Raw genomic sequence first — 24,806 nt, forward strand, 5'->3', positions numbered from 1 at the left:
CGGGCAGCGGCAGGGCGCCCGTGCAGACGGACAGGGCCGCGGTCCGTGGGATTCCGGCTAGTCGGCGGCCACGGCATTACCGACGTGGATGTCGAACTCGCCGTCGGGCGCGTCCACCGCGACGTGGCTTCCGGGCCCGAGCCTGCCGGCCAGCAGGAGGCCGGAGAGCCGGTTGTCGATCTCGCGCTGAATCGTGCGACGCAGCGGACGTGCCCCGAACTCGGGCTGATATCCCAGCTCCGCCAGCCGCCGCACCGCGGCAGGCGTGAACTCGATGCTGATGTTCTGTGCCCGCAGCCGACGTCGGGTGTCCTCCAGCAGCAGGTCGGTGATCGTGGCGAGTTGCTCGGGGTCGAGCCTGCGGAACACGATGATCTCGTCGATGCGGTTGAGGAACTCTGGACGGAAGATCTCCCGCAGCCGCGGCATGATCCGGTCGCGGAGCGCGGCATCGTCACGAGCTCCGGCGTCGGCGGAGCTGCCGAAGCCCAGGGTCGCGCCGTGGCCGGAGACCAGTTCCGAGCCCACGTTGCTGGTCATGATGATCACTGTGTTGCGGAAGTCGACGGTGCGGCCCTGCCCGTCGGTCAGCCGCCCGTCCTCGAGCACCTGCAGCAGCACGTTGAACACGTCCGGGTGCGCCTTCTCGATCTCGTCGAGCAGCAGCACGGAGTACGGCCGGCGCCGGACGGCCTCGGTGAGCTGGCCGGACTCCCCGTAGCCGACGTAGCCGGGCGGCGCCCCGACCATCCGGGCCACGGTGTGCCGTTCGCCGTACTCGCTCATGTCCAGGCGCACCATCCGGTCCTCGTCGCCGAACAACGCGACCGCGAGCGCCCGGGCCAGCTCGGTCTTGCCGACGCCGGTGGGGCCGAGGAACAGGAAGCTCCCCACCGGCCTGCCCTCGTCGCCGAGCCCGGCGCGGTTGCGCCGGATCGCCTCGGCCACGGCCGTGACGGCCTCGTCCTGGCCCACCACCCTGCTGTGCAGCTCCTGCTCCAGGCGCAGGAGCCGGTCGCGCTCGCTCTCGGTCAGCTCGGACACCGGCACCCCGGTCTGGCGCGACACGACATCGGCGATGTCGGCGACCCCCACCTCCGGAACGCTGTCGTCCGGTTCGTCCCCGGAGCCAAGGCGCGTGCGCAGCTCGGCGATCTGGTCACGCAGCTCGGTGGCCCGCTCGTACTGCTCGTGGGCCACGGCCTGGTCCTTGTCCCGTTCGAGCTGCTCGAGCCGGCGCTCCATCCCGCGCCGGTCGCTCGACGGCGTGCGGGTGCGCAGCCGCACCCGCGCCCCGGCCTGGTCCATGAGGTCGATCGCCTTGTCGGGCAGGTACCGGTCGGTGATGTAGCGGTCCGACAGCTCGACGGCTGCGCGCAGCGCGTCCTCGGTGTAGCGCACCTGGTGGTGGGCCTCGTAGCGGTCGCGCAGCCCGTTCAGGATCTCGATCGCGTCCTGGGCGCTCGGCTCCGGTATCAGGACCGGCTGGAACCGGCGGGCGAGCGCCGCGTCGGACTCGATGTGCTTGCGGTACTCGTCGAGCGTCGTGGCGCCGATGACGTGCAGCTCGCCGCGGGCGAGTGCGGGCTTGAGCATGTTGCTCGCGTCCATGGCGCCCCCGGTCTCCCCACCTCCTCCGCCCGCGCCCACCATCGTGTGCAGCTCGTCGATGAAGACGATCAGCTGGTCGCCGTGGTTGCGGATCTCGTCGATGAGCGCCCGCAGCCGTTCCTCGAAGTCGCCGCGGTAGCGGGTGCCGGCGACCACGCCCGAGAGCTGCAGTTCCACGACGCGGCGGCCGAGGAGCGTGTCGGGGACGTCCCCGTCGACGATGCGCTGGGCGATGCCCTCCACGATGGCGGTCTTCCCGACGCCCGCCTCACCGATGAGCACCGGGTTGTTCTTGGTGCGTCGCGACAGCACCTCGATGGTCTGCTCGATCTCGTCAGCCCGCCCGACCACGGGATCCAGCCGGCCGCCGCGCGCGGCCGCGGTGAGGTCCTGGCCGAACTGGTCGAGCGTCGGGGTGTTCGACGTGGCCGGCCCGGCCTGCGGGCCGCCGGGCACGCCCGGCTGCACCCCCGATTGCGGCGGCCCGAAGCCGGGCGGCCCGCCGCGGGAGAGGGCCTGGGCGAGCAGCCTTCCCGCGGCCGACTCCGTGTTGGCCGCGATGGCCAGCAGCACGTGCTCGGGCCCGATGTAGGTGGAGCCGAGGGAGCGCGCCACCTGGTGCCCGTCGAGCAGCGCGCGCTTCGCGGCGGGCGTGAGGGTGGGAGCGCGGCCGGTCGGCTCGCTGCGCCGTAATCGTTCGTCCAGCAGCCGGGCCATGGCGTCCGGATCGACACCGGCCCGGTCGAGCCACCGGCGCGTCGCGTCGATCACGGTGGAGGCGAGCAGCAGGTGCTGCGTGTCGAGATCGGTCTCGCCACGGTCCATCGCCTCCTGCGCGGCGGCCATGACGAGCTCTCGGGCGCCCGCGCTCATCAGCCGGTTGAAGTCGACCCGCCGCACCGGACCGCGGGGACCACCGGTGCCCGAGCCGGAGCCGAGGTAGCGGGAGAGGAACTCGTCGAACGAGCCTGGCTCGTCGGGCCCGGTGAAACTGGTCATCAGCACGGCCTTCCCGTCGGATGCGGTTCGCGGTGAAGCGTTCCCGCGGGGCCGAGCATGAAACGGGCCTTGATGAGGGTCGCCTTGCGGGGCAGGCGCAGCAACCTCGGTCCCGAGGGATAGATCACGACGACGCCGATCGATCAGCGCGCTCGCCACATGTTCGTCCGACCGCTGGCGGAGCATTCCGCGCAGCGCTTCTCGCTCGGCGGGGTGCCGGCGTCGAGCCCGGCGCTGCCCCCTGCAGGACCATGTGACGGCGATGGTCGTGCCTCCCGTCACCCGGTGGCGGGGCGCAGCGGTTGATCGACAATTGATGTATATGCAACAATGCGGCTGTGAGTGCTTCCGACATCGACGAGATCGTGTCCGACTGCCTGGCGGTGCGCGTCCGGCTGATCGGCCGGGCCGTCACAGGCCTCTACGACGGCGCCCTCGGCCGCCATGGTCTGACCATTGCCCAGGTCAATCTCCTGGCCGCTCTGGGCAAGGTCGGCCCGTGCCCGCCGTCGAAGCTCGGCGATGTGCTGCAGCTGGAGAGGTCCACGGTCAGCCGGAACCTGAATCTGCTGCTGAACCACGGCTGGGTCGAGGCGCTGTCCTCCGATGCGAAAGGGGTGCGGGAGGTCGCGCTCACTCGGGCCGGTCGGGTCAAGATCGCGTCGGTGATGCCGGAATGGCGGCACGCTCAGCGGCAGGCTGAACAGCTTCTCGGCACGACGGGCGTGAAGGCGGTCGAGGATGTCGCGAGCGGCATGGGGTATATGCCGCGCGGCTGAGTGAACAGGTCGGCTCGAGGACATTCCAGCGGTAATAAGTTGTATATACATCAAAAGGGTGGGTATATGAACGCGTCGTTCGCGAACAAGGTGGTACTGGTCACCGGCGCATCGCGTGGAATCGGCAGGGCCGTCGCGCTGGCGTTCGCCCGGGAAGGAGCGCGGCTGGTTCTTGCTGCCCGCTCGGTCGACCGACTTGCTGAGGTGGAGAAGGAGGTCCGCGATCTGGGCGCGGAAGCGCTGTCGGTCCCGATGGACGTGGCCTCCCCTGATGCGGTGGAAGCGCTGGTCGACGAGGCAATGACCCGATTCGGCAGGATCGACGTGCTGGTGAACAACGCTGGAATCGGGAAGGTGGGCGGTGTCGAGTCGGCCGTGTTCGAGGACGACGTCCGTCAGACACTAGAGGCGAGTCTGTTCGGAATGATCCACGTGACGCAGCGCGTACTTCCGATACTCCGGCGCCAAGGGTCGGGCGCGATCGTCAACATGTCGTCCGTGATGGGGCGCAAAGCGTTCGCCCGGTTCGGCTCGTATGCGATCGTGATGCACGCGGTCTCCGCATTCTCCGACAGTCTTCGCCAGGAGGTGGCCGACAGCGATATCCGGGTCTCCGTCATCCATCCTGCGCTCACCGCCACGGACCTGTTGCGGGAGGCGGAGGAAGCCGAGATGCCTCCCCCGTTCCGGCACATGACTCCGCTGTCGTCGGACGACGTTGCGCGAGCCGTGGTAATTGCGGTCCGGCGCGGGAAGCGACGTGTCGTGTTGCCGCGGACGGCAGGCATGCTGCTGCTCGGCGAGGCGCTGTCACCGCGGATCGGCGACTCGATCGCCACCGCTCTGACGCTGCGGCCCATCGCACGACTGCTGCGGATGAGCCGCGGGAAGACCTACCACGAAACGATCGCGACTCGCGCAAGCGCATGACCTTCGCCGCGGGGTGGTGCGTCGCCGCCGGGCGTGGCCGGATCTTCCCCGGCGCGGACCGCGCCGCCCGAGGCCGGGCTCGTCGCGCGGCGACGGCCACGTGGTCGAACGAGGAAGACGGCACGGAGCACGTTCGCGCTCGTTGTCGGGCACTTCTGCGCGCCGGCTGGACTGCGCTTTCCATTCGGACGAACCGGGCGTATCGTCCGCAGCCATCCTAGAACGCAGTTCCATGTGCCGGAACGAGCGCCCGAGGAGCGAGAGATGACGACGCCCCGGTCCACCGATGCCACACCGACACCGGATGACCGGCCCTCCCCGGTCGGGCCGGCTGCCTCGACGACCGCGACCACGCCCGTCCAGCTGCGCCGGGTGGTCAGCGGCTCGTTGGTCGGCACCGCGCTGGAGTGGTACGACTTCTTCATCTACGGCACCGCCGCGGCGCTGGTGTTCAACGTCCTGTTCTTCCCGCAGTCCGACCCTGCCGTCGGCACCCTCACCGCGTTCGCGACGTTCGGTGTGGGCTTCGTGTTCAGGCCACTGGGCGGGATCCTGTTCGGCCACATCGGCGACCGCATCGGCCGGCGGGAGACGTTGATCATCACCACACTGGTGATGGGTGTGTCCACCGGCGTGATCGGCCTGCTGCCCACCTACGCGTCGATCGGGGCGTGGGCGCCTGCGCTGCTCGTCCTCCTACGGGTGCTGCAGGGGCTCGGTGCCGGCGCGGAGTTCGGCGGGGCGTCCACCCTGCTCGCCGAGCACGCTCCGGCGAAGCGTCGCGGCTTCTACACCTCGTTCGCGCAGACGGGCGTGCAGATCGGCCTCGTGCTGGGGACGGTCGCATTCCTGCTGGTCGGCCTGTTGCCCGACGAACAGCTGTTCGCCTGGGGCTGGCGGGTGCCGTTCCTGGTGAGCTTCCTGCTCATCGGCGTGTCCCTGTACGTGCGGCTGCGGGTGGCGGAGTCGCCGGTGTTCCGGGCGCTCACCGCCGAGCGGCAGACGGTCAAGCTGCCGGTGGTGGAGGCGCTGCGCCGCTACCCGCGCAACCTGCTCATCGGCGTGGGTGCCCACATCGCCGACACCGCGGCGGTCTACCTCTACGCCACCTTCACCGTCTCCTACGCCACCGGCACGCTGGGCATCCCACGGGGCACCGTGCTCACCGGCGTCATCGTCTTCGGCCTCGTCGTGATCGCCCTGCAACCCGTGTACGGGGCCCTGTCGGACCGGATCGGCCGCCGCCCGCTGAACATCTTCTCGGTGGTGTTCACCGCAGCGTTCGCGTTCCCCTACTTCCTGCTGCTGCGCACCGAGCAACCCGTGCTGGTGGTGCTCGCGCTCGTCGTCGCCACAGCCTTCGGGGTGGCGCCGATGATCGCCGTGCAACCCGCCTTCTACGCCGAGCTGTTCGGCGCGCGGGTGCGCTACACCGGCTTCGCCACCTCCCGGGAGGTCGGCGCAGCCTTGGCCGGGTTCACCCCGCTCGTGGCCGCGGCGCTCGTCACCGCCGCAGGCGGCGCCCCGTGGCTGGTGGCCGCCTACCTGATCGCCCTGTGCCTGGTGTCGTTCGTGGCGTTCGTCGCCGCGCCGGAGATGAAGGACATCGACATCGCCGACGCGGGCCCGGCCGGACCGCGGTGAGCCCGCGGCCGGCGAGCGAACCGCCTGGTCGGGCCGCATAAGCTGGCGGGGTGGCACGTCCGGTCGGCAGCAATTCGGTGGAGAAGACCCTCGCGGTGCTCGACGCGTTGGGCGACCACGAGCGGATCGCCGACATCGTCGTCGCCACCGGGCTGCACAAGTCCACGGTGCACCGGATCCTGCAGGACTTCGCCCGGCTCGGCTTCGTCCGCGTCACGGAGCGGGGCACCTACGAGGGTGGACCGCGGATCCTGCGGCTGGCCGGTCGCGTGCTCGCGCGCACCGATGCCGCCGAGCGGGCGGCCCCGGAGCTCCACGCCCTGCAGGAGCGCTGCGGCGGCACCGTCCACTTCGCCGTGCTCGACGGCGACGAGGCCGTCTACGTGGCGAAGGTCGAGGGCAACAAGCCCTACCGGATGGCGTCGCGGATCGGGATGGCGGTGCCGCTGCACTGCACGGCCATCGGCAAGGCTGCGCTCGCCGAGCTACCCGAGGACGAGGTGCGAGCCCTGCTCCGGCGTGCGCCCCCGCACGCTCGCACGCCGGCCACGATCGCCGACCCCGACCGGCTCGTCGAGCACCTGCGCACGGTGCGGGCCCGTGGCTGGGCGGTGGACGAGGAGGAGAACGAGGCGGGCGTGCGCTGCGTCGGCGCCGCCGTGGCCGATCACACCCGCCGCGTGATCGGTGCCGTGAGCGTCTCCCAGCTGGTCGCCGACGTTGCCGGCCGTGCACCGGACGAGCTCGGACCCGAGGTCGCCGCCACCGCACGGGCGATCTCGCGGCTGCTGGGGGCGCCGGGCTGAGCGGGCCGGTGGGGGTCCACCGGCGACGGACACCACATCCCACGCCGGTGCCCAGGAGTTGGCGATCATCGCCGTGGGGGGAAAGACTCCGATGACGGCGTCGTCGACAGGAAGAGGATCAGATGACCCAGACCACCGCCCGGGTGGCGATCGTGACCGGAGCGGCCCGCGGAATCGGGGCCGCCACTGCCCAGCGTCTGGCTCGTGACGGGCTCGCGGTTGCGGTGATCGACCTCGAGGAGTCCGCGGCCAAGGCGACGGTGCGCGCGATCGAGGCCGAGGGTGGGCGGGCGCTCGCCGTCGGCGCCGACGTGTCCGACGCGGCTCAGGTCGACGCCGCCGTCACGCGCGTGGCCGAGGAGCTCGGCCCGCCGACCGTGCTGATCAACAACGCCGGCATCACCCGCGACAACCTGATCTTCAAGATGGCGGAGCAGGACTGGGACATGGTGATGGGTGTGCACCTGCGCGGCTCGTTCCTCATGACCCGGGCCGTTCAGAAGTACATGGTCGAGCAGCGCTTCGGCCGCATCGTGAACCTGTCGAGCACCTCGGCACTCGGCAACCGGGGCCAGGCCAACTACTCCACGGCGAAGGCCGGGCTGCAGGGCTTCACCAAGACCCTCGCGATCGAGCTCGGCAAGTTCGGTGTCACGGCCAACTGCATCGCGCCGGGCTTCATCGTCAGCGACATGACGAGGGCGACGGCCGAACGGATCGGCGAGGACTGGGACACCTATGTGGCTGCCAGGGCCGCTCAGATCCCCGTGGCGCGGGCCGGTCAGCCGGAGGACATCGCGAACACCGTCTCGTTCTTCGTGAGCGAGGGCGCCGGCTTCGTCTCCGGTCAGGTGATCTACGTGGCGGGCGGTCCGAAGGCCTGATCCGGGGGTATCCGCTTCGCGCGGATCATCATGGCCGACGATTCTTGAACGCTGACCGTCCTACCGGCCGTGGGTGCCGAGCCCGCGGCCGGTAGGCGGGAGCGGACGTCAGGGAGCCCGCTGGGAGAGCAGGACCGCCCACGGCGGAAGCGGATCGCCTTCCGAGAGATTGACGGGGTCCTCCGTCAGGTTCACCACGAGCATCCCGTCCGGTGCCCGGAACGCGAGCACCGGCAGCGTCGGTGAGTGCCCGATCGCCACGTGGCCGGCCTCCAGCCGCGGCACGAGCCACTGCCATGGCGCGGTGAGCGGGGTGGGGCGGCCGCCGTCGGCCTGGGTGCTGTCCGTCCAGAGGGCGGAGAACCCGAGGTCGGACCCCTGTGGACCCCAGAGGAGGGCGCCCGACACCCCGGACTGCGCATAGGCGGCCAGGACCGCGAGCGTGGACGCGGCGCTGGCCTGGCTGGTGGCCCCGCCCTGCTGGTCGGAGGGCACGTCCGGGTAGAACTCCGCCCACCACACGGGTAGCTGCGTGCGTGCCCGGATCCACGTGGTCAGGTCGGCGAACTTCCGTGCGGCAGCGTCGGCAGGCTCGGCGAGCGTCTCGTTCCTGGTCGCCGTGGCTCCGTCCACCGCGACGAAGTCGGCACCGACGTTGTTGGCCAGCCAGTAGTCGACGACGTCGAGGGCGCGCTGGTCGGCGACGCCCCAGGGGCCCCGGACGTCCGAGGAGTCGGGGGAGCCGGGATCGAGGCTGGTCAGCACGACGTACGGGCCGCCGATCTCGACGTTGGGGCGAACCGCCTTCACCGCCGTGTAGACCTTGTTGTAGAGCTCGGTGTAGCCCTCGTAGTCCCAGCGGTTCTTGTCACTGTCGTAGAAGCCCTTGAGCTCGTTCCACACCAGCACCCGCTCGATCTGCGGGTAGCGCTGCACCGCCTGTGCGGCGAGCGCGGCAAAGTCGTCGAAGTGGGCGGGCTCGGGGGCCGTCTCCAGCTCCGACCAGTCGGTCTGGCCCGGCTGACCGCCCTTCATCCAGTCGGGCGAACAGCACAGCGTGAGGACGGTGCGCCCGCCGGTCTCCTTCACGAGCTGCATGCGTTCGTCGAGGCTCGACCAGTCGAACTCGCCGGGAGCGGGCTCCGGGTTGAGCGTGCCGAAGCCCATGAGGTGGATGTTCTGCCAGATCGCGCCGTTGTTGGCCAGGATGCCCTCGCCCCGCTGGCGGGCCTCGGTGGGCTCGTCGGGGTCGAGGCTGTACTGAGTGTGCGTGACGCCCAGCTCGAGCGGCGTGACCTGCTGCTTCCAGTTCCAGTCATTGCCGAAGCCGAGTGCCCGTACCGTCGCGTCCGACAGATCCGATGGGCCCGTCGGTGCGGGCGCACCGGAGCAGGCGACCAGCGCCATGGCGAGCGCCACCAGGACGGCGGCGAACTGGGGACGACGCACGAAGGACCTCATCGAATCGGTGGATGGTGGATGATCTCGACCCTATCGACATGAGAGTGTCGGATCGTCGCTGTGGCCCGGCTGAGAGCGCCACCCATCCCGGTACCATCCGTGCGCGTTGATCAGCTGGTCATGCGTGCCGTGCTGCACCACTCGCCCTCCCACCACCACGATGATGTCGTCGAGCCGCTCCAGGCGGGCCGTGTCGTGGGTGATGAGAATCATGGAGCGGCCCTCGGTTGCTGCGAGTAGGTCGTCGAGCACGGCGTCGCGGGTATCCGGATCGAGGTGGGTGGTCGGTTCGTCGAGCACCAGCATCCCGGGATCGACGAGCAGTGCCCTGGCGAGGGCGAGCCGCTGCCGCATTCCGCCCGACAGCCGGGCGCCGTGTGCGCCGACCTCCGTGTCGAGCCCGTCGGTGGCGCGCAGGTCGGCCGCGAGCCGGACGCGGTCGAGAACGTCCCACAGCTCCTCGTCGGACGCGCCGGGCCGGGCGAGCCGGAGGTTCTCCCGCACGGTGCTGGCGAAGACGTGCGGGTCCTGCGGCACGCCGCTCACGTCGGCGCGCACGACGTCGGGGTCCTGGGTCGTGACGTCCACGCCGTCGAGGAGGACCGTGCCGCGGTCCGGGTCGCGGAAGCGGAACAGCACGTCGGCGAGCGTGCTCTTCCCCGAGCCGCTGGGACCGAGCACCGCGATGCGCCGGCCCGGTGGGACGTCCAGGTCGAGGCCGTCGAGGGCCCACGGTTCGTCGGGCCCGTACCGGACGTGCAGGTCCCGGATCCGCAGGCCGTACTCCGGGAGGACGGGCCGGGCACGCCGCAGCCGCACCGCGGGCGGGGTGTCGAGGACGTCGAACAGGCGCGCGCCCGCCGCGCGCACCGCCCCGAGCCGTGCCGCCGCCGCGGGCAGCGGGGCGACGATCTCGAACGCGGCCAGTGCGGTGAGCACCAGCACGGCGAGTGGCACCGGTCCGAGCGCGCCGTTCTCGACGGCGGTGACCCCCAGCAGCAGCGTGCCCCACAGCGTCAGGCCTGCGATCAGCGCGGATGCCCCGGCGCCGAGCCCGAGCAGGCCGGCATCACGCCGCTCGACCCGCGTGAGCTCGGCGTCGGCCTCCTCGACGCGCGCGATGGCAGCGGGCATCGCCCCGTAGGCGACGAGGTCGGGCGCCCCGTGCAACGCGTCGACCAGGGCCGTGGAGAGCGCCCCACGGGCAGCGGCGCGCCGGTGGCCCGGCTTCCGGCCGGCGGCCGCCGCGAACAGCGGTACGGCGACCCCACCCAGCAGCAGCCCGGCCGCGAGCAGGACTCCGCCGGGTACGAGCACCACCGTGGCGACCGTGACGACGCCCGCGCCGGTGACCAGGGCGGCGAGCGGTGGGGTGAGCCCGCGGACGAGCAGGTCCTGCGTGGCGTCGGTGTCGCTCACCAGCCGCGTGACCAGGTCTCCCGTGCGGAAGCGGTGGATGGGCTCGGTGCGCGCGAGCCGCTCGTACACGCGCACCCGCACGTCCGACAGCGTCCGCAGCGCCGCGTCGTGTGTGATCAGGCGTTCCAGGTAACGCGCGACCCCGCGCGTGACACCGAGCGCCCGGGTGGCGACCACCGCAACGCTGAGCGCGGTGATCGGGGGATGGGTGGCGGCGGTCGCGATCAGCCAGGCCGCCACGATGAGCAGGCCCACCCCGGCGGCGGTGGCGGTCGCGCCTGCCAGCACGCCGAGGGCGAAGCGGGCCCCGCGCGGACTTGCCAGCGCGATCATGCGGTGCAGCGGGTCGTACGGGCGCCTCATCCGACTGCTCCGACCGGCTCGGCCGGTACCGCGATCCGCCCGTCGTGCAGGTGCACGACCTCGTCGGCGAGGTCGGCCCAGCCCGCGTCGTGCGCGACGATCACGCCCGTGCGTCCCCGGAGCAGCCGGGTGACGCCTGCCCGCACAGCCGCGGCGTTCTCCGGGTCCAGGTGAGCGGTCGGCTCGTCGAGCAGGACGATCGGCGCGCCATCTCCCTCCTGCCGCAGGAACGCCCTCGCGAGGGCGATGCGCTGGCGCTGCCCCGCCGAGAGCCTGCTGCCGCGCTCACCGAGCAGGGTCGCGTACCCGTCGGGGAGTGCGCCGATCAGCTCCTCCGCCTCGGCGAGCCGGGCCGCACGGCGAACGGCGGCGTCGGAGGCGTCCGGGTCGCCGAGGCGGATGTTGTCGGCCACGGAGGCGTCGAACAGGTAGGGCCGCTGCGGCACCCACGCGATCCGCCGGCGCCACTGCTCGACATCCACATCCCGCAGGTCGCAGGGCTCGCCGTCGTTCCCGGTGACCGTGATCCGTCCTGCCGTCGGGTCGGTGAACCGCAGCAGCAACGACACCAGGCTCGTCTTCCCGGCTCCGCTGCGTCCCGTGACGAGGACCGTCGCGCCGGGCCGCAGCGTCAGGTCCACCCCGGTGAGCGCCGGTCGCGACCGGCCGGGATAGGTGAGCCCGACGTCGTGGAACCGGACCTCGGGAGCGGCGGCGACCGGCCCCCCGCAAGCGGGCGACTCGCGCACGGGAACCGGGTTCGTGGAATGGACCCGCGGGTCGCCCGTCCGAGTCGCCACGGTCTGCGGGCGCTCCAGTGCGGCGAAGACCTGTTCGGCCGCGGCGAGACCTTCCGTGCTCGCGTGGAACCGGGCGCCCACCTCCCGCAGCGGAAGGTAGGCCTCGGGGGCGAGGATCAGCACGAGCAGGGCGGTCTCCAGGTCGAGCTGCCCGTAGAGCAGCCGCAGCCCGATCTCCACCGCGACGAGCGCCACGGCGAGCGTGGCGAGCAGTTCGAGCACGAACGCCGACAGGAACGCCACCCGCAGCGTGCCCATCGTGGCGGAGCGGTGCTCCTCGGTCACCCGCCGGATCAACCCGGCCTCGGCCTTCGCCCGGCGGAACACGGCCAGCGTCGGGAGCCCCTCCACGACGTCGAGGAAGTGGCCGCCGAGGCGTTCCAGCAGGTGCCATTGGCGGCGTGTGCGGGACTGGGTGTGCCAGCCCACGAGCGCCATGAACACCGGAATCAACGGCAGTGTCAGTGCGATCACGAGTGCGGAGATCCAGTCGGCCCGGAGCACCACCACGAGCACGGCCACGGGGACGAGCGCAGCGAGCACGAGTTGGGGCAGGTACCGGGCGACGTAGTCGTCGAGGGCGTCGAGGCCGCGGGTGGCGAGCGTGACGAGCTGTCCGGCGTCGGTGGAGGCGGGGTCGCCCCCCGTGACGTGCCGGACGAGTCGACGGCGCAGGTCCGACTTCACCCCCGCCGCGCTGCGCAGGGCCATGGTCTCCGCCCCGTACGACAGCCCGGCGCGAGCCAGTGCCACAAGCGCCACGGCGCCGACGGTGCCGGCCACCGCCTGCGCGGTCACTCCCGTGGTGGCGGTCGCGACGGCGTGGGCGATCAGCCATGCCTGCAGCAGGATCAGCCCGGTGGTGCCGGCGCCGCAGACCACCGTGACCGCCAGGTGCACCCGCACCGCGCGGGTGGTGCGCACCAGCCGTGGGTCCAGGGGCCTCATCCGACGTGCGCCCTGGTCACCCGGCGCCGGAACACCCAGTAGCTCCACGCCTGGTAGGCGATCACCAGCGGCAGGAACACCGCGCCGATCCAGCTCAGCACGCCCAGGGTGTAGGGCGCCGAGGCGGCGCCCGCGACGGTGAGGTCGAACGCCGGGTCGACGAGCGAGGGGAGCACCACCGGGAACAGCGAGCCGAAGATCGCCGCGGTGAAGGCCGCGACCGCGACGGCCGTGGCCGCGAACGACCAGCCCTCCCGCCTGCGGAGCACGAGGACGAGCGCGGCGAGCAGGGCCGCGACCGACACGGCGGCGGGGAGCACCGGCACCCCGTGCTGGTCGGCGGTCCACAGCAGGAACCCGGCCAGCGCCACCAGCGCCACGGGACCGGCCCTCCGGGCGACGGCCCGGGAGCGGTGGCGTACGGGCCCGTCCGTCTTGAGCGCCAGGAAGACGGCGCCGTGCAGGACGAACAGTGTGACCGTCGTGATGCCGCCGAGCAGCGCGTACGGGTTCAGCAGGTCGACGAGGTTCGAGGTCACGACCCCGTCCGGTCCCAGCTCCACGCCCCGCACGATGTTGGCGAACACCACTCCCCAGATGAAGGCGGGCACCACGCTGCCCGTGACGATCGCCCCGTCCCAGCGCGCCCGCCAGCGCGGGTCGTCGACCTTTCCGCGGTACTCGAACGCCACGCCGCGGCCGATCAGCGCCAGTATGACCAGCAGCAACGGGAGGTAGAACCCGCTGAGCGTGGCCGCATACCAGGCGGGGAAGGCCGCGAACATGGCGCCGACGGCGGTGATGAGCCACACCTCGTTGCCGTCCCACACGGGGCCGATCGCGTTGATGACGACACGGCGGTCGCTCTCCCGGTGGGCCCGGTCGGCGCCCCTGCCGAGCACGGGCAGCAGCATCCCGACGCCGAAGTCGAAGCCCTCGAGCACGAAGTAGCCGGTCCACAGCACGGCGATGGCGACGAACCAGACTGTTGGGAGATCCATCTCGGCTCCTCGTGGCCGCTAGTAGCTGAACGCCGGCACGGCGTCGGGCTCGCGCTCGCCGTCGCCCGGGTAGGGCATGACGTGGCCGGGGCCCGCCTTGACGTAGCGCCAGAGCAGCCGGGCCTCCACCACCGCGAGCGCCCCGTAGATCGCGGTGAACAGGGAGAGCGAGAACGCCACCTCGCCCAGGCTCACGCCGGGGGAGACGCTCGCGGCCGTGAGGAGCTCGCCGACCACCGTCCAGGGCTGGCGTCCCATCTCCGTGAGCACCCAGCCGAAGATGTTGGCCACCATCGCCGCGGGCAGGCCGACCATCGCCACGCGGTACATCCACCGCTGCTCGGGCAGGTGGCCGCGCCGGGTGACCCACAGCCCGAGCACGCCGATGACCACACCGGCCAGGCCCAGGCCCATCATCAGCCGGAACGCCCAGTAGATCACCGGGATGTTCGGCGCGTAGTCGCCGGGACCGTACTGGGCCTCGTAGCGTTGCTGCAGGTCGTTGATCCCCTGCACCTCACCGGCCGGCGACCCCGTGGCGAGGAAGCTCAGGACGTAGGGCACCTGGATGTCGAAGACGTTCTGCCCGGTGCCGGCCTCGCCGACCGCCGGGTCACCCACCGCGAAGAGTGAGAACCCCGCAGCGTTCTCGGAGTCCCAGAGCGCCTCGGCGGAAGCGAGCTTCATCGGCTCGTACTCGGCCGTGAGCTTGGCCTGGTGGTCGCCGGAGTAGATCACCACCGCCCCGGCCAGCACGGTCGTGACGAGCCCGGCGCGCAACGCCTTCTGGAACATCCCGGGCTCGCTCGGGTGTGGAGCGCGGTCGCGGTGCAGGAGCTTGTAGGCACTGACCGCCACGACGAACAGGCCGGCCACGACGAACGACGCGGAGACGACGTGCAGGTAGGTCGACCAGGCCTGCGGGTTGGTCAGCACCGCTCCGATGTCCGTGAGCCGCGCCCGGCGCGTGACGGGGTCGACGGTGAACCCGACCGGGTGCCGCATCCAGGCGTTCGCGGAGAGGATGAAGTAGGCGGACAGGTTGGAGCCGATCGCGGCCGCCCAGATCGTGGCGAGGTGCACGCGGCGGGAGAGCCGGTCCCAGCCGAAGATCCACAGTCCGAGGAACGTGGACTCCAGGAAGAACGCGAGCAGCGCCTCCAGCGCGAGCGGGGCCCCGAAGACGTCCCCGACGAAGGTCGAGTAGGCGCTCCAGTTCATGCCGAACTGGAACTCCTGCACGATGCCGGTGACCACGCCCATCGCGAAGTTGATCAGGAAGAGCTTGCCGAAGAACTTGGTGGCCCGCAGGTACTCGGTCCGGCCCGTGCGGTACCACGCCGTCTGCAGCGCGGCGACGACCACGGACAGGCCGATCGTCAGCGGGACGAACAAGAAGTGGTAGATCGTCGTGATCCCGAACTGCCAGCGCGCCAGGTCCAGGGCGTCCACGCAGAGCCTCCGCTCGACCGATTTTCTACCTTATGTAGTAGTTTCTACATGACGTAGAAGCTGGCGGTCGAGCAGGGTGTCGGAGGTCTCGAAGTCGACCGAGGACGGTGCCTGCGCACCGGTGTGACGACCGGTGCGTCCGGGGACGAGAACGGCCGGGCACCAGCGCGCTGTGATCAGCGCGCGGGTACCCGGCCGTGTGTCCGTGCCGTGTCTATGCCGTGTCTATGCGTGCAGCTCGGCGAACTGGTGGCCCGCCTCGTTCTGCACCACCACGGCCGCCACCTGGTCCGGGGCGACGATCGCCGAACCGTCGAGCGTCATGCCCTGGCGCCAGCCCGACTGCGGCACGAGCCAGCTTCCGGCCACCTCGCGGCTCCCGTCGCGGCCCACCACGACCAGCTGGCACCGCTCCCCGGCCGGGACGCCCTGCACCGTGGCGCTGACCCGCACCCAGCCCGCGGCCGGGATGATCTTCGCCGTCATCGCCACGCCGTCGGGACCGGTGCCGGTGAGCACCCGGGTGCCCGCGACGGCGTCCTCGTCACCAGGCGCCGGCGCGGCGGCCACGATGGTGGGCGCGGGCGCCATGGCCCGGCCGACGGCGACCCCACCGCCGAGCACCACGGCCACACCGACGACCGCTGCCGCCGCCACGGTCAGGCGGGTGCGCCGCTGTTTGGCGCTGACCTCCGAGCGGATCTGCCGCAGGGTTCGCTGCAGTACCAGATCCCCGTCCGGAGGACCCTCGAGGAACACCTCAGGGGGGACCTCATCGAGCAGGTCGGTCATCTGGCGTAGCTCCTCCCACTCGCGGTGGCACTCCGGGCACACGGCGAGGTGCTCCTCCACGACGTGTGCCTGCTCCGGGGTGAGGAGTCCGAAGACGTAGGCCCCCAGCTCCTCCGGGTCGTGCGATCGATAGGCGTGCGTCATGCCGGCACCTCGTCCCCAGCCGGGTCGCGGCTCGTCAAGTGCTGCCGCAGGGCGCGCAGCGCGTAGTACGACCGTGACTTGACCGTGCCCGGCGGTATGCCGAGCGCAGAGGCGGCCTCGCCGAGGCTCCGCCCCTGGAAGTAGATCTGGTCGAGCACGCCCCGGTGGTCCTCGGACAACTCTTCGAGGGCCGCCAGGACGGTGACGGATGTGGCCACGCGATCGGCGTGATCGCGCTCCACGGGTGGAGCGTCGGGTGCCTCGGGCACTTCCTGCGGCCGGGACGCCCTGGCCCGGATCCGGTCGGTGATGATGTTGCGCGCCACCGTGAGCAGCCACCCCCGGGTGGAGCCCCTACCGTTGGCCAGCGCGTCCGGGTGGCGCCACACGCGGATCAACGTCTCCTGCACGACATCCTCCGCGGCGCCGCGGTCGCCGGTGAGCCGGGTGGCGTAGGCGAGCAGGGCTCGCCCGTGGTCCTGGTAGACGGCATGCACCAGGGCCTCGTCTGGTGTTCGAGGACGTGCATCGGGCATGCTCCCGGATCTCCCTGGGACGTCGGACGGGGCGCGGAACCCCAACGGGGAACAGCACCTATACATGGGACGTATCAGGGCGTCCGGCGGTTCAGTGCGGTTGGTGTTCCGATTTCGCAGAATATCCGATTGAACCCTTCCTGCCCGTTGGCCGTGTGTTGAGTGAGCACGTCCGGCAGCCGGCCGGGCCCCGACCTCGCGGGGAGAACATGAAGAGGTACGCGCCCCTGCTGACGCTGGCCGCGGTGGCCGCACTCGGCGCCGGTTTCCTCATCGCCAACATGCTGAGCCAGCAGAACGCGGCGCAGCAGTCCGCGGCCGCGCCTGCGGCCGAACCGTCCACAGTGGTCGACCTCGCTCGTCTCACGCCGGTGCCCGCTCCGGCTGCCGCCGCCCCGGCCGAGAACGCCGGCGCCGCGAACGAGGCCGTCGCCGAGAAGGCCTACGCCGGGTGGACGGCGGGCCGCGAGGCCTCGGTGGCGATCGCGGTGAAGGACGGCCGCGCCGTCGCCTACGTCTGCGACGGCAAGGCCATGGAGGCGTGGCTCGAGGGAAGCCTGCGGGGTGACCAGTTGACGCTCGAGAGCAAGGACGGCTCCACGACGATCACGGGCACCGCGGACGGCACGTCGTCGACGGGCACCGTGAAGACCAACGGCGAGGAAGCGTGGCAGTACACGGCGGAGGGCGTCGACGCGCCTGCGGGGCTCTACGAGGGCCGGGCCGACGTGCGCGGCGTGGCCACGCGGGTCGGCTGGGTCGTCACCGGTGACGGAGAGGTGACCGGGGTGGCGTCCGCGGCGGGGGAGCGACGGCCCGCCCCGGTGCTCGACCCCGCAAACCCCGGTGGTGTCACGATCGACGGGGTGCCCGTCGAGGTCACCGCCCTCGACGGTGGCTCCCCGGTGATCCGCCGGTGACCGCGGCGATGCGGTCCCCTCAGCCCGTCCGCAGGCGTCCCCGCCGCGGGTTGCGCAGGCGCCCCCGCCACGGGGGAGTGCTCCTGTCGGCGGCCATCGGCTCGCTCGTCGCCGTCGGGCTCGGGGTGTACGGCCGGGTGCACGAGCCCACGTTCTTCGCCATCAACCTCGCCGGCTTCTCCAGCGGTGTCGCGGTCAAGGCGTGGCTCGGCACGGCCGCGTTCCTGCTGGTCCTCGTGCAGCTCGGCTCGTCGATGCTGATGTACGGGCGGTTCCCGCGCATCCGTGCACCGCACTGGGTGCCGGCGCTGCACCGCTGGTCCGGCCGGGTGGCGGTGCTGCTGACCGTGCCGGTTGCGGTGCACTGCCTCTACGCGCTCGGGTTCCAGGGCGGCAGCCTGCGCACGCTCCTGCACTCGCTCTTCGGGTGCTTCTTCTACGGCGCCTTCGTCACCAAGATGTTGTTGCTACAGAGGTCACACACCCCGGCATGGAGCCTTCCAGTGCTGGGAGGGATGGTGTTCACGGCGATGACCGCCCTCTGGCTGACCTCCTCGGTGTGGTTCTTCACCACATCGGGCCTGACTTTCTGAGGAGTTCCTCGTGCACGCCAAGCTCCCCACCCCGGCCCTTCCGCGGCGGGCTGTCATGGTCGGCGCCTGTGGCGTCTGTGCCGCGGCGCTGAGCGCATGCAGCAGCTACGGCTCCGGCGGTTCCGCCGCTCCGGCCCCGGCAGCGCCTGCCCCAACCGGTGCCCCGGGCGCGGCGTCGTCCGGTGGCGGCGGCGCGCTCACCAGCACCACCGACGTCCCTGTCGGGGGAGGCACGATCTTCGCCGACCGGCAGGTCGTGGTCACCCAGCCGACGGCCGGTGAGTTCAAGGCGTTCTCCTCGACCTGCACCCACGAGGGATGCACCGTCTCCCAGGTGTCCGACGGCACGATCAACTGCCCGTGCCACGGCAGCCGGTTCTCGGTTACCGACGGCTCCGTGGTCCGCGGGCCTGCCCAGTCGCCGTTGCCCGCCAGGAACATCCAGGTGGAGGGCAACTCGATCGTCCTGGCGTGAGCCCGCGGTGCGGCACGTCACGCTGCGCGCGAGAGGCCCTCGGCGGGCGCCGTTCACTAGACTCCGACACCTGGCCCGTACACGGCGCAGACGCCGCGGGCGGCGAGGAGTCGCAGTGATGAGCAGGTCGAGGACAGCCACGGTCAGCGCGAAGACGGCGAAGCGATGAACACGGCGAAGGTCGACAGCGACGCACTGGACGCCGGCGCCCCGGCCGAACCGGAGGAGCTCTCGCTCGCGGCGGACTTCCCACCTGCCGGCCGCGACGACTGGCTCCGGCTCGTGGACGAGGTCGTGCGCCGATCCGGGCGGATCGGCGAGGACGCACCGCCCGGCGCGGGGTTCGAGAAGCTGACCCGGACCGGTCCCGGCGGTCTTCGGATACGCCCGCTCTACACGGCGGATGACGCACCACGGCTCGACGTCGGTGTGCCCGGCACGGCCCCGTACGTGCGGGGTGCCGGGGCCGCCGGGCCTGCGCCGGACGGATGGGACGTCCGCCAGCGGCACGCCGAACCCGATCCCGCGCTCGCGCGGCAGGCCGTGCTGGCCGACCTGGAGAACGGCGTGCGGTCGATCTGGCTGGTCGTCGGCGAGGGAGCCAGTGCCGTCGCCGACCTGCCCTCCGTGCTCGGCGACGTGCTTCTCGACCTGGCGCCCGTGGTCCTCGACGCCTCCGCCGCCCCGGCCGACACCGAGATCGAGGCCGCGGAAGTGTTCCTCGAGCTCGCCACCGAGCGTGCGGTCCGCCCGGCCGGCCTGCTCGGCACGCTCGGGCTCGACCCCGTCGGACGGCGGGTGCGTACCGGCGAGGGCCCGGACATCGCCGAGGTGCTCCCGCTGGCCCGGCACGTCGCCGAGGAGTTCCCGCAGGTGCGGGCCATCGTGGTGAACGCGCTACCGGTGCACGGGGCAGGGGCGTCCGATGCGCAGGAGCTGGGCTGGTCGCTCGCGGCGGGCCTGGAGTACCTGCGCGTGCTCACCGGCAGCGGGGGTCGCGAAGGCGACTTCACCGGCCTGGACCTGGCCACCGCCGGCCGGCTGCTCGAGTTCCGCTACGCGGCCACCGCCGAGCAGTTCCCCACGATCGCGAAACTGCGGGCGGCCCGGCGGCTCTGGGCGCGTGTCACCGAGGTCTGCGGCTCGCCGGAGCCGCAGCGCCAGCACGCGGTCGGCTCGCCGGCGATGCTCACCCGGCGCGACCCCTACGGCAACCTGCTGCGTGGCACCCTCGCGGGCTTCGCCGCCGGGGTCGGTGGTGCCGACGCGGTCACCGTCGCGCCGTTCGATGCCGCGATCGGGGCCTCCGAACCGTTCTCCCGGCGGATCGCGCGCAACACCCAGTCCCTGCTCGTCGAGGAGGCGCACCTCGCCCGCGTGATCGACCCGGCCGGTGGCTCCTGGTACGTCGAGTCGCTCACCGCGGAGCTGGCGCGCTCGGCATGGGCGTTCTTCCAGGACATCGAGGCCGCAGGCGGTGCGCTCGCCGCGATCGGGTCCGGCTTCCTGGCGGAGCAGGTGGCGATGGTCCGTGGGCGCAGGCTGGCCGACGTGGCCACGCGCCGGGCCGCCATCACCGGGGTGAGCGAGTTCGCCGACCCCGCCGAGAAGCCGGTGGAGCGTCGCCCCGTGCCCGAGGCTCCCGGTGGCGGGTTGCCGCGGTTCCGGCTCGCCGAGCCGTTCGAGGCCTACCGCGACCGGTCCGACGCCCTGCTCGCCGCCACCGGAGCCCGTCCGCGCGCGTTTCTCGCCACGCTCGGGCCGTTGGCCGCCTACACCGCGCGGGCCGGCTTCGCCCGCAACCTGCTGCAGGCGGGCGGGATCGAGGTGCCGGAGGCCGGGCCCACCACCAATGCCGACGAGGTCGCCGCCGAGTTCGCCGAGGCGGCCACCCCGGTGGCGGTCCTGTGTTCCACCGACGCGCTCTACCGCGAGCGGGGTGAGGAGACGGTGGCGGCGCTGCGCGACGCGGGCGCCCGTTACGTGCTCCTCGCTGGCACGGTCGCCGTCCCCGGTGTGGACGACACGCTCTACACCGGTGTCGATGCGCTGGCAGTGATCGAGTCGGTCTACGCGGCCCAGGAGATCGCGCAGACGCCACGAGCGACGGCACAGGAGGGGGCGCGATGACGAGCCTGCCCGACTTCACCCAGGTCCCCCTGGAGAGCGGCGCGGAGAGCGGGACCGGGCAGTGGCACGCCGATGTCCCGGCGTGGGACTCCCCGGAGGGGATCGCGGTGAAGCCGCTGTACACGGCGGCCGACCTCGCCGACGTGGACTTCCTCGGCACGTACCCGGGCATCGCGCCGTACCTGCGCGGCCCGTACCCCACGATGTACACGACCCAGCCGTGGACGATCCGCCAGTACGCCGGGTTCTCCACGGCCACGGAGTCCAACGCGTTCTACCGGCGCAACCTCGCCGCCGGGCAGAAGGGGCTGTCGATCGCGTTCGACCTGGCCACCCACCGCGGCTACGACTCCGACCACCCGCGCGTGGCCGGTGACGTGGGCATGGCGGGCGTCGCGATCGACTCGATCTACGACATGCGGCGGCTCTTCGAGGGCATCCCGCTCGGCGAGATGTCGGTGTCGATGACGATGAACGGTGCCGTGCTGCCCGTGCTCGCGCTCTACATCGTGGCGGCGGAGGAGCAGGGCGTCCCGCACGACAAGCTCACCGGGACCATCCAGAACGACATCCTCAAAGAGTTCATGGTCCGCAACACCTACATCTACCCGCCGCAGCCCTCGATGCAGATCATCTCCGACATCTTCTCGTTCACCTCACGGGAGATGCCGCGGTTCAACTCGATCTCCATCTCCGGCTACCACATCCAGGAAGCGGGAGCCACCAACGACCTCGAGCTCGCCTACACCCTCGCCGACGGCGTGGAGTACCTGCGGGCCGGGCTCGACGCGGGTTTGGACATCGACCGGTTCGCACCGCGCCTGTCGTTCTTCTGGGCCATCGGGATGAACTTCTTCATGGAGGTCGCGAAGCTGCGGGCGGCGCGCCTGTTGTGGGCGAAGCTCGTGAAGCAGTTCTCCCCGCAGAACGAGAAGTCGCTGTCGCTGCGCACCCACTCCCAGACCTCCGGCTGGTCGCTGACGGCACAGGACGTCTACAACAACGTGATCCGCACCTGCGTCGAGGCGATGGCGGCGACGCAGGGCCACACGCAGAGCCTGCACACCAACGCGCTGGACGAGGCGCTCGCGCTGCCCACCGACTTCTCCGCGCGCATCGCGCGCAACACGCAACTGCTGCTGCAGCAGGAGTCCGGCACCACGAGGGTGATCGACCCGTGGGGCGGCAGCTACTACGTCGAGCGGCTCACCTACGACCTCGCCCGCCGCGCCTGGGCGCACATCCAGGAGGTGGAGAAGGCAGGCGGGATGGCGCAGGCCATCGACGCCGGCATCCCGAAGCTGCGCGTGGAGGAGGCCGCGGCCCGCACACAGGCGCGGATCGACTCGGGCCGCCAGCCGGTGATCGGCGTGAACAAATACGTGGTTGACCAGGACGAGGACGTCGAGGTCCTGAAGGTCGACAACGCCGGGGTGCGCCGCGAGCAGTTGGAGAAGCTGCGGCGGCTGCGCGAGGAGCGCGACTCGCGCGAGGTCGACGCGGCGCTGCAGGCTCTGACCACCGCGGCAGCGCAGATCGCGGAGGGCACGGCGCGCAGCGACGAGCAGAACCTGCTGGCCCTGGCGGTGAACGCGGCGCGCGCGAAGGCCACCGTGGGGGAGATCTCCGACGCGCTGGAGAAGGTGTTCGGGCGCCACGCCGGTCAGGTGCGCATCATCTCCGGTGTGTACTCCGAGGAGGCCGGGTCGAGCCCGGCGATCGACCGGGCGCGCGAGCTGGTGGACGAGTTCGCGGCGGAGGAGGGGCGCCAGCCGCGCATCCTCGTCGCGAAGATGGGCCAGGACGGGCACGACCGTGGCCAGAAGGTGATCGCCACCGCGTTCGCCGACCTCGGCTTCGACGTCGACGTCGGCCCGCTGTTCCAGACCCCGGGTGAGGTGGCCCGGCAGGCGGTGGAGGCCGACGTGCACGTCGTCGGGGTCAACTCGCTCGCCGCGGGGCACCTCACGCTGGTCCCGGAGCTGCGCGAGGAGCTGGCGAAGCTGGACCGCGCCGACATCATGGTCGTGGTGGGCGGCGTGATCCCGCCCGGGGACTACCCGGCCCTGCACGATGCGGGCGCTGCGGCGGTGTTCGGCCCGGGCACCGTGATCGCCGAGGCCGCCGTTGACCTGCTGCAGAAGCTGGCGGCCCAGCACAGGGCGTGAGCCACCGCCGATGCGGCGAGCTCGGGAGGAGGGCCGTGGCCCGCGAGATCGATGTGCCGGCCCTCGTCAAGGGGGTGCTCGGCGGCTCACGCGCGGTGCTGGCCCGTGCGATCACCCTCGTCGAGTCGAACCGCACCGACCACCGGCAGGCGGCGCAGCAGCTGCTGATGGAGCTGGCTCCGGAAGCCGTCACGTCCCGGCGGGTCGGGATCAGCGGCCTGCCCGGCGTCGGGAAGTCGACGTTCATCGAGCGGCTCGGCACGCGGCTCACCGGCGCGGGGCACCGCGTCGCTGTGCTCGCCGTCGACCCGTCCTCCACCCGGACCAAGGGCTCGATCCTGGGTGACAAGACGCGGATGGCCGCACTGGCCGTCGACGAGAACGCGTTCATCCGCCCGTCCCCGAGCGCCGGGACGCTTGGCGGGGTGGCGCGCGCCACCCGCGAGTCGATCGTGCTGGTGGAGGCGGCCGGGTACGACGTGGTGCTCGTGGAGACGGTCGGCGTCGGCCAGTCCGAGGTGGCCGTGGCCGGGATGGTCGACACGTTCCTGCTGCTCACGATCGCCCGTACCGGCGACTCGCTGCAGGGGATCAAGAAGGGCATCCTCGAGCTGGCCGACGTGATCGCGGTCAACAAGGCCGACGGCCCGCACGAGAAGGACGCCACCCGCGCGGCGAGCGAGCTGGCCGGCGCGCTGCGGCTCGTGACGCCCCCGAACGCCGTGTGGCGTCCCCGGGTGCTGGCCTGCAGCGCCCAGAGTGGCGCCGGGATGGCGGAGGTCTGGGACGTCGTCGAGGCCCATCGCGCCGCGCTGGAGGAGGCGGGCGAGCTGGCCGGCCGCCGCGCCGACCAGCAGGTTCAGTGGATGTGGGCGATGGTCCGTGACCAGCTGATGGACCGGCTGCAGTCCGACCGCACCGTGCGCGAGGCGATCCCCCAGCTCGAGCGCGACGTGCGCGGCGGGGAGCTGACTCCCACCCTCGGGGCGCAGGAGATCCTGAAGCGCCTGGGGCTCTGAGCAACGGACCGCCGCGGCCGATCAGCAGGGGTTGGCAGGGTCCGGCGCGCCTCGCACATATGTTCGCCCAAGATCGATTACGTTGTCCGGGTGCTCGGGGTAAGTCACGCAACGTCCGGTGCAGCCCTCGGGCTCGCAGTCGCAGGATTCGCACCACGGTGGGTGGGCGTCGAACCGAGTGCGGGGACGGTGCTGACCTTCGCCGCGGTGTGCGCGGGCGCGGCGTTGCTGCCCGACCTGGACCATCCGTCGTCGATGGCGACCCGTCGGTTCTCCGTGGCGTCGTGGTTGGCCTGCTACCTGGTCCGCCCGCTGTCCGGCTTCGTCTACGACCTGACCAAGGGACGCCGGGACACCGGCAAGGGCACGCACCGCGGGCTCACCCACACCGTGGTGGCGGCCGTGCTGATCGGCCTCGCCGTCAACTTCGCGTCGGGCCGCTGGGGCACTCCCGTGCTGGTCGGCACGCTCTTCGTGTGCTTGGCCCTGGCGATCAAGGGGCTCGACGCGCTGGTGCCCGGCCCGCCGTCGCTGGTGATCGCGGGTTTCCTGACCTATGCGGTGGAGGAGTTCGTGCCGGGCGGCACGGCAGGCACGGCCGGCTGGCTCGGCTCGGCTGTGGCGCTGGGCATGGTGATCCATTCGGTCGGCGACGCGGTCACCGAGTCCGGTGCACCGCTGCTGTGGCCCATCCGGATCCGCAAGCGCAGCTGGTATCCGGTCGGGACCCCGCGCCCGCTGCGTTTCCGCACCGGCGGGCGGGTTGAGACCTGGGTGGTCGCGCCCGCCCTCACCGTCGCGACGTTCGTGCTGGCCGGGCTCGTCGTACCCGGCGTGCGCCCGATGCTGCTGGACCTGCAGGCCGAAGTGGTGCGGCTGTTCGCCGGTGCCTGACGGCCTCCGCCGTGCCCGTTGTGCGAGGGGCGATGATG

The 24,806-nt window shown here is 71.8% G+C and carries 20 protein-coding genes; 12 read left to right on the forward strand and 8 right to left on the reverse strand.

Going from position 1 to position 24,806, the window contains the following annotated elements:
• Positions 1-57 precede the first annotated feature (57 nt).
• The gene (locus ACQPZQ_RS23055) at positions 58-2,610 is read right to left on the reverse strand and encodes an ATP-dependent Clp protease ATP-binding subunit (protein ID WP_433283892.1); all 2,553 of its coding nucleotides are present in this window, start codon (positions 2,608-2,610) and stop codon (positions 58-60) included.
• A gap of 338 nt (positions 2,611-2,948) precedes the next feature.
• On the opposite strand from ACQPZQ_RS23055, the gene ACQPZQ_RS23060 reads away from it, so the two are divergent.
• From ACQPZQ_RS23060 to fabG, 5 genes are all read left to right on the forward strand, one after another.
• Complete coding sequence (locus ACQPZQ_RS23060; RefSeq protein ID WP_433283893.1) at positions 2,949-3,389, forward strand: MarR family winged helix-turn-helix transcriptional regulator; 441 nt, start codon at positions 2,949-2,951, stop codon at positions 3,387-3,389.
• The gene (locus ACQPZQ_RS23065; RefSeq protein ID WP_433283895.1) at positions 3,390-4,319 is read left to right on the forward strand and encodes an SDR family NAD(P)-dependent oxidoreductase; all 930 of its coding nucleotides are present in this window, start codon (positions 3,390-3,392) and stop codon (positions 4,317-4,319) included.
• A gap of 264 nt (positions 4,320-4,583) precedes the next feature.
• Positions 4,584-5,963: an MFS transporter gene (locus tag ACQPZQ_RS23070; RefSeq protein ID WP_433283897.1), complete on the forward strand. Its 1,380-nt coding sequence runs from the start codon at positions 4,584-4,586 to the stop codon at positions 5,961-5,963.
• Between the two features lie 50 nt (positions 5,964-6,013).
• Positions 6,014-6,769, forward strand: coding sequence for an IclR family transcriptional regulator (locus tag ACQPZQ_RS23075; protein ID WP_433283899.1), 756 nt, complete (start codon positions 6,014-6,016; stop codon positions 6,767-6,769).
• Positions 6,770-6,891: 122 nt separating this feature from the next.
• Positions 6,892-7,653, forward strand: a complete 762-nt coding sequence (fabG, locus tag ACQPZQ_RS23080) for a 3-oxoacyl-ACP reductase FabG (protein ID WP_433283901.1) — start codon at positions 6,892-6,894, stop codon at positions 7,651-7,653.
• Between the two features lie 108 nt (positions 7,654-7,761).
• Here the strand turns inward: fabG and ACQPZQ_RS23085 are convergent, their stop codons facing one another.
• From ACQPZQ_RS23085 to ACQPZQ_RS23115, 7 genes are all read right to left on the reverse strand, one after another.
• A complete protein-coding gene (locus tag ACQPZQ_RS23085; protein WP_433283902.1) occupies positions 7,762-9,102 on the reverse strand; it encodes a hypothetical protein in 1,341 nt (446 codons plus the stop codon).
• A gap of 42 nt (positions 9,103-9,144) precedes the next feature.
• Positions 9,145-10,896, reverse strand: coding sequence for a thiol reductant ABC exporter subunit CydC (gene cydC, locus ACQPZQ_RS23090; RefSeq protein ID WP_433283904.1), 1,752 nt, complete (start codon positions 10,894-10,896; stop codon positions 9,145-9,147).
• The gene (cydD, locus tag ACQPZQ_RS23095; protein ID WP_433283906.1) at positions 10,893-12,644 is read right to left on the reverse strand and encodes a thiol reductant ABC exporter subunit CydD; all 1,752 of its coding nucleotides are present in this window, start codon (positions 12,642-12,644) and stop codon (positions 10,893-10,895) included. The genes cydC and cydD overlap by 4 nt, the downstream gene beginning before the upstream one ends.
• Complete coding sequence (cydB, locus tag ACQPZQ_RS23100; RefSeq protein WP_433283908.1) at positions 12,641-13,645, reverse strand: cytochrome d ubiquinol oxidase subunit II; 1,005 nt, start codon at positions 13,643-13,645, stop codon at positions 12,641-12,643. The genes cydD and cydB overlap by 4 nt, the downstream gene beginning before the upstream one ends.
• Before the next feature lie 18 nt (positions 13,646-13,663).
• Positions 13,664-15,097, reverse strand: coding sequence for a cytochrome ubiquinol oxidase subunit I (locus ACQPZQ_RS23105; protein WP_433283910.1), 1,434 nt, complete (start codon positions 15,095-15,097; stop codon positions 13,664-13,666).
• A 225-nt stretch (positions 15,098-15,322) separates the two neighbouring features.
• Entirely contained in the window at positions 15,323-16,033 is a 711-nt protein-coding gene (locus ACQPZQ_RS23110; protein ID WP_433283912.1) for an anti-sigma factor family protein, read from the reverse strand.
• Positions 16,030-16,569, reverse strand: a complete 540-nt coding sequence (locus ACQPZQ_RS23115) for a sigma-70 family RNA polymerase sigma factor (protein ID WP_241035578.1) — start codon at positions 16,567-16,569, stop codon at positions 16,030-16,032. Before ACQPZQ_RS23115 ends, ACQPZQ_RS23110 begins: the two co-directional genes overlap by 4 nt.
• A gap of 209 nt (positions 16,570-16,778) precedes the next feature.
• Here ACQPZQ_RS23115 and ACQPZQ_RS23120 point away from each other — a divergent pair, with 209 nt between their 5' ends.
• From ACQPZQ_RS23120 to ACQPZQ_RS23150, 7 genes are all read left to right on the forward strand, one after another.
• Positions 16,779-17,489, forward strand: a complete 711-nt coding sequence (locus tag ACQPZQ_RS23120) for a hypothetical protein (RefSeq protein WP_433283914.1) — start codon at positions 16,779-16,781, stop codon at positions 17,487-17,489.
• Positions 17,486-18,082, forward strand: coding sequence for a DUF6529 family protein (locus ACQPZQ_RS23125; RefSeq protein ID WP_433283916.1), 597 nt, complete (start codon positions 17,486-17,488; stop codon positions 18,080-18,082). The genes ACQPZQ_RS23120 and ACQPZQ_RS23125 overlap by 4 nt, the downstream gene beginning before the upstream one ends.
• A gap of 10 nt (positions 18,083-18,092) precedes the next feature.
• The gene (locus ACQPZQ_RS23130; protein ID WP_433283918.1) at positions 18,093-18,557 is read left to right on the forward strand and encodes a Rieske (2Fe-2S) protein; all 465 of its coding nucleotides are present in this window, start codon (positions 18,093-18,095) and stop codon (positions 18,555-18,557) included.
• Between the two features lie 165 nt (positions 18,558-18,722).
• The gene (locus tag ACQPZQ_RS23135; RefSeq protein WP_433283920.1) at positions 18,723-20,687 is read left to right on the forward strand and encodes a methylmalonyl-CoA mutase family protein; all 1,965 of its coding nucleotides are present in this window, start codon (positions 18,723-18,725) and stop codon (positions 20,685-20,687) included.
• Positions 20,684-22,855 (forward strand): methylmalonyl-CoA mutase, encoded by a 2,172-nt coding sequence (gene scpA, locus ACQPZQ_RS23140; RefSeq protein ID WP_433283922.1) that lies wholly within the window; start codon positions 20,684-20,686, stop codon positions 22,853-22,855. The genes ACQPZQ_RS23135 and scpA overlap by 4 nt, the downstream gene beginning before the upstream one ends.
• Before the next feature lie 35 nt (positions 22,856-22,890).
• The gene (meaB, locus tag ACQPZQ_RS23145) at positions 22,891-23,874 is read left to right on the forward strand and encodes a methylmalonyl Co-A mutase-associated GTPase MeaB (RefSeq protein WP_433283924.1); all 984 of its coding nucleotides are present in this window, start codon (positions 22,891-22,893) and stop codon (positions 23,872-23,874) included.
• 90 nt (positions 23,875-23,964) lie between these two features.
• Positions 23,965-24,768 carry a metal-dependent hydrolase gene (locus tag ACQPZQ_RS23150; RefSeq protein WP_433283926.1) on the forward strand — a complete coding sequence of 268 codons (804 nt, stop codon included), beginning with the start codon at positions 23,965-23,967 and terminating at the stop codon, positions 24,766-24,768.
• The last annotated feature ends 38 nt before the right edge of the window (positions 24,769-24,806 follow it).

Source organism: Pseudonocardia sp. CA-142604 (assembly GCF_050948475.1).
In the GTDB taxonomy this organism is placed as follows: Bacteria; Actinomycetota; Actinomycetes; order Mycobacteriales; family Pseudonocardiaceae; genus Pseudonocardia; species Pseudonocardia alaniniphila.

Excerpts from the sequence above, each read along its gene's own strand:
- ACQPZQ_RS23055 (WP_433283892.1), bottom strand. The coding sequence starts at position 2,610 with ATGACCAGTTTCACCGGGCCCGACGAGCCAGGCTCGTTCGACGAGTTC.
- ACQPZQ_RS23070 (WP_433283897.1), top strand. The coding sequence starts at position 4,584 with ATGACGACGCCCCGGTCCACCGATGCCACACCGACACCGGATGACCGG.
- fabG (WP_433283901.1), top strand. The coding sequence starts at position 6,892 with ATGACCCAGACCACCGCCCGGGTGGCGATCGTGACCGGAGCGGCCCGC.
- cydC (WP_433283904.1), bottom strand. The coding sequence starts at position 10,896 with ATGAGGCGCCCGTACGACCCGCTGCACCGCATGATCGCGCTGGCAAGT.
- cydD (WP_433283906.1), bottom strand. The coding sequence starts at position 12,644 with ATGAGGCCCCTGGACCCACGGCTGGTGCGCACCACCCGCGCGGTGCGG.
- cydB (WP_433283908.1), bottom strand. The coding sequence starts at position 13,645 with ATGGATCTCCCAACAGTCTGGTTCGTCGCCATCGCCGTGCTGTGGACC.
- ACQPZQ_RS23110 (WP_433283912.1), bottom strand. The coding sequence starts at position 16,033 with ATGACGCACGCCTATCGATCGCACGACCCGGAGGAGCTGGGGGCCTAC.
- ACQPZQ_RS23115 (WP_241035578.1), bottom strand. The coding sequence starts at position 16,569 with ATGCCCGATGCACGTCCTCGAACACCAGACGAGGCCCTGGTGCATGCC.
- ACQPZQ_RS23120 (WP_433283914.1), top strand. The coding sequence starts at position 16,779 with ATGAAGAGGTACGCGCCCCTGCTGACGCTGGCCGCGGTGGCCGCACTC.
- ACQPZQ_RS23135 (WP_433283920.1), top strand. The coding sequence starts at position 18,723 with ATGAACACGGCGAAGGTCGACAGCGACGCACTGGACGCCGGCGCCCCG.
- scpA (WP_433283922.1), top strand. The coding sequence starts at position 20,684 with ATGACGAGCCTGCCCGACTTCACCCAGGTCCCCCTGGAGAGCGGCGCG.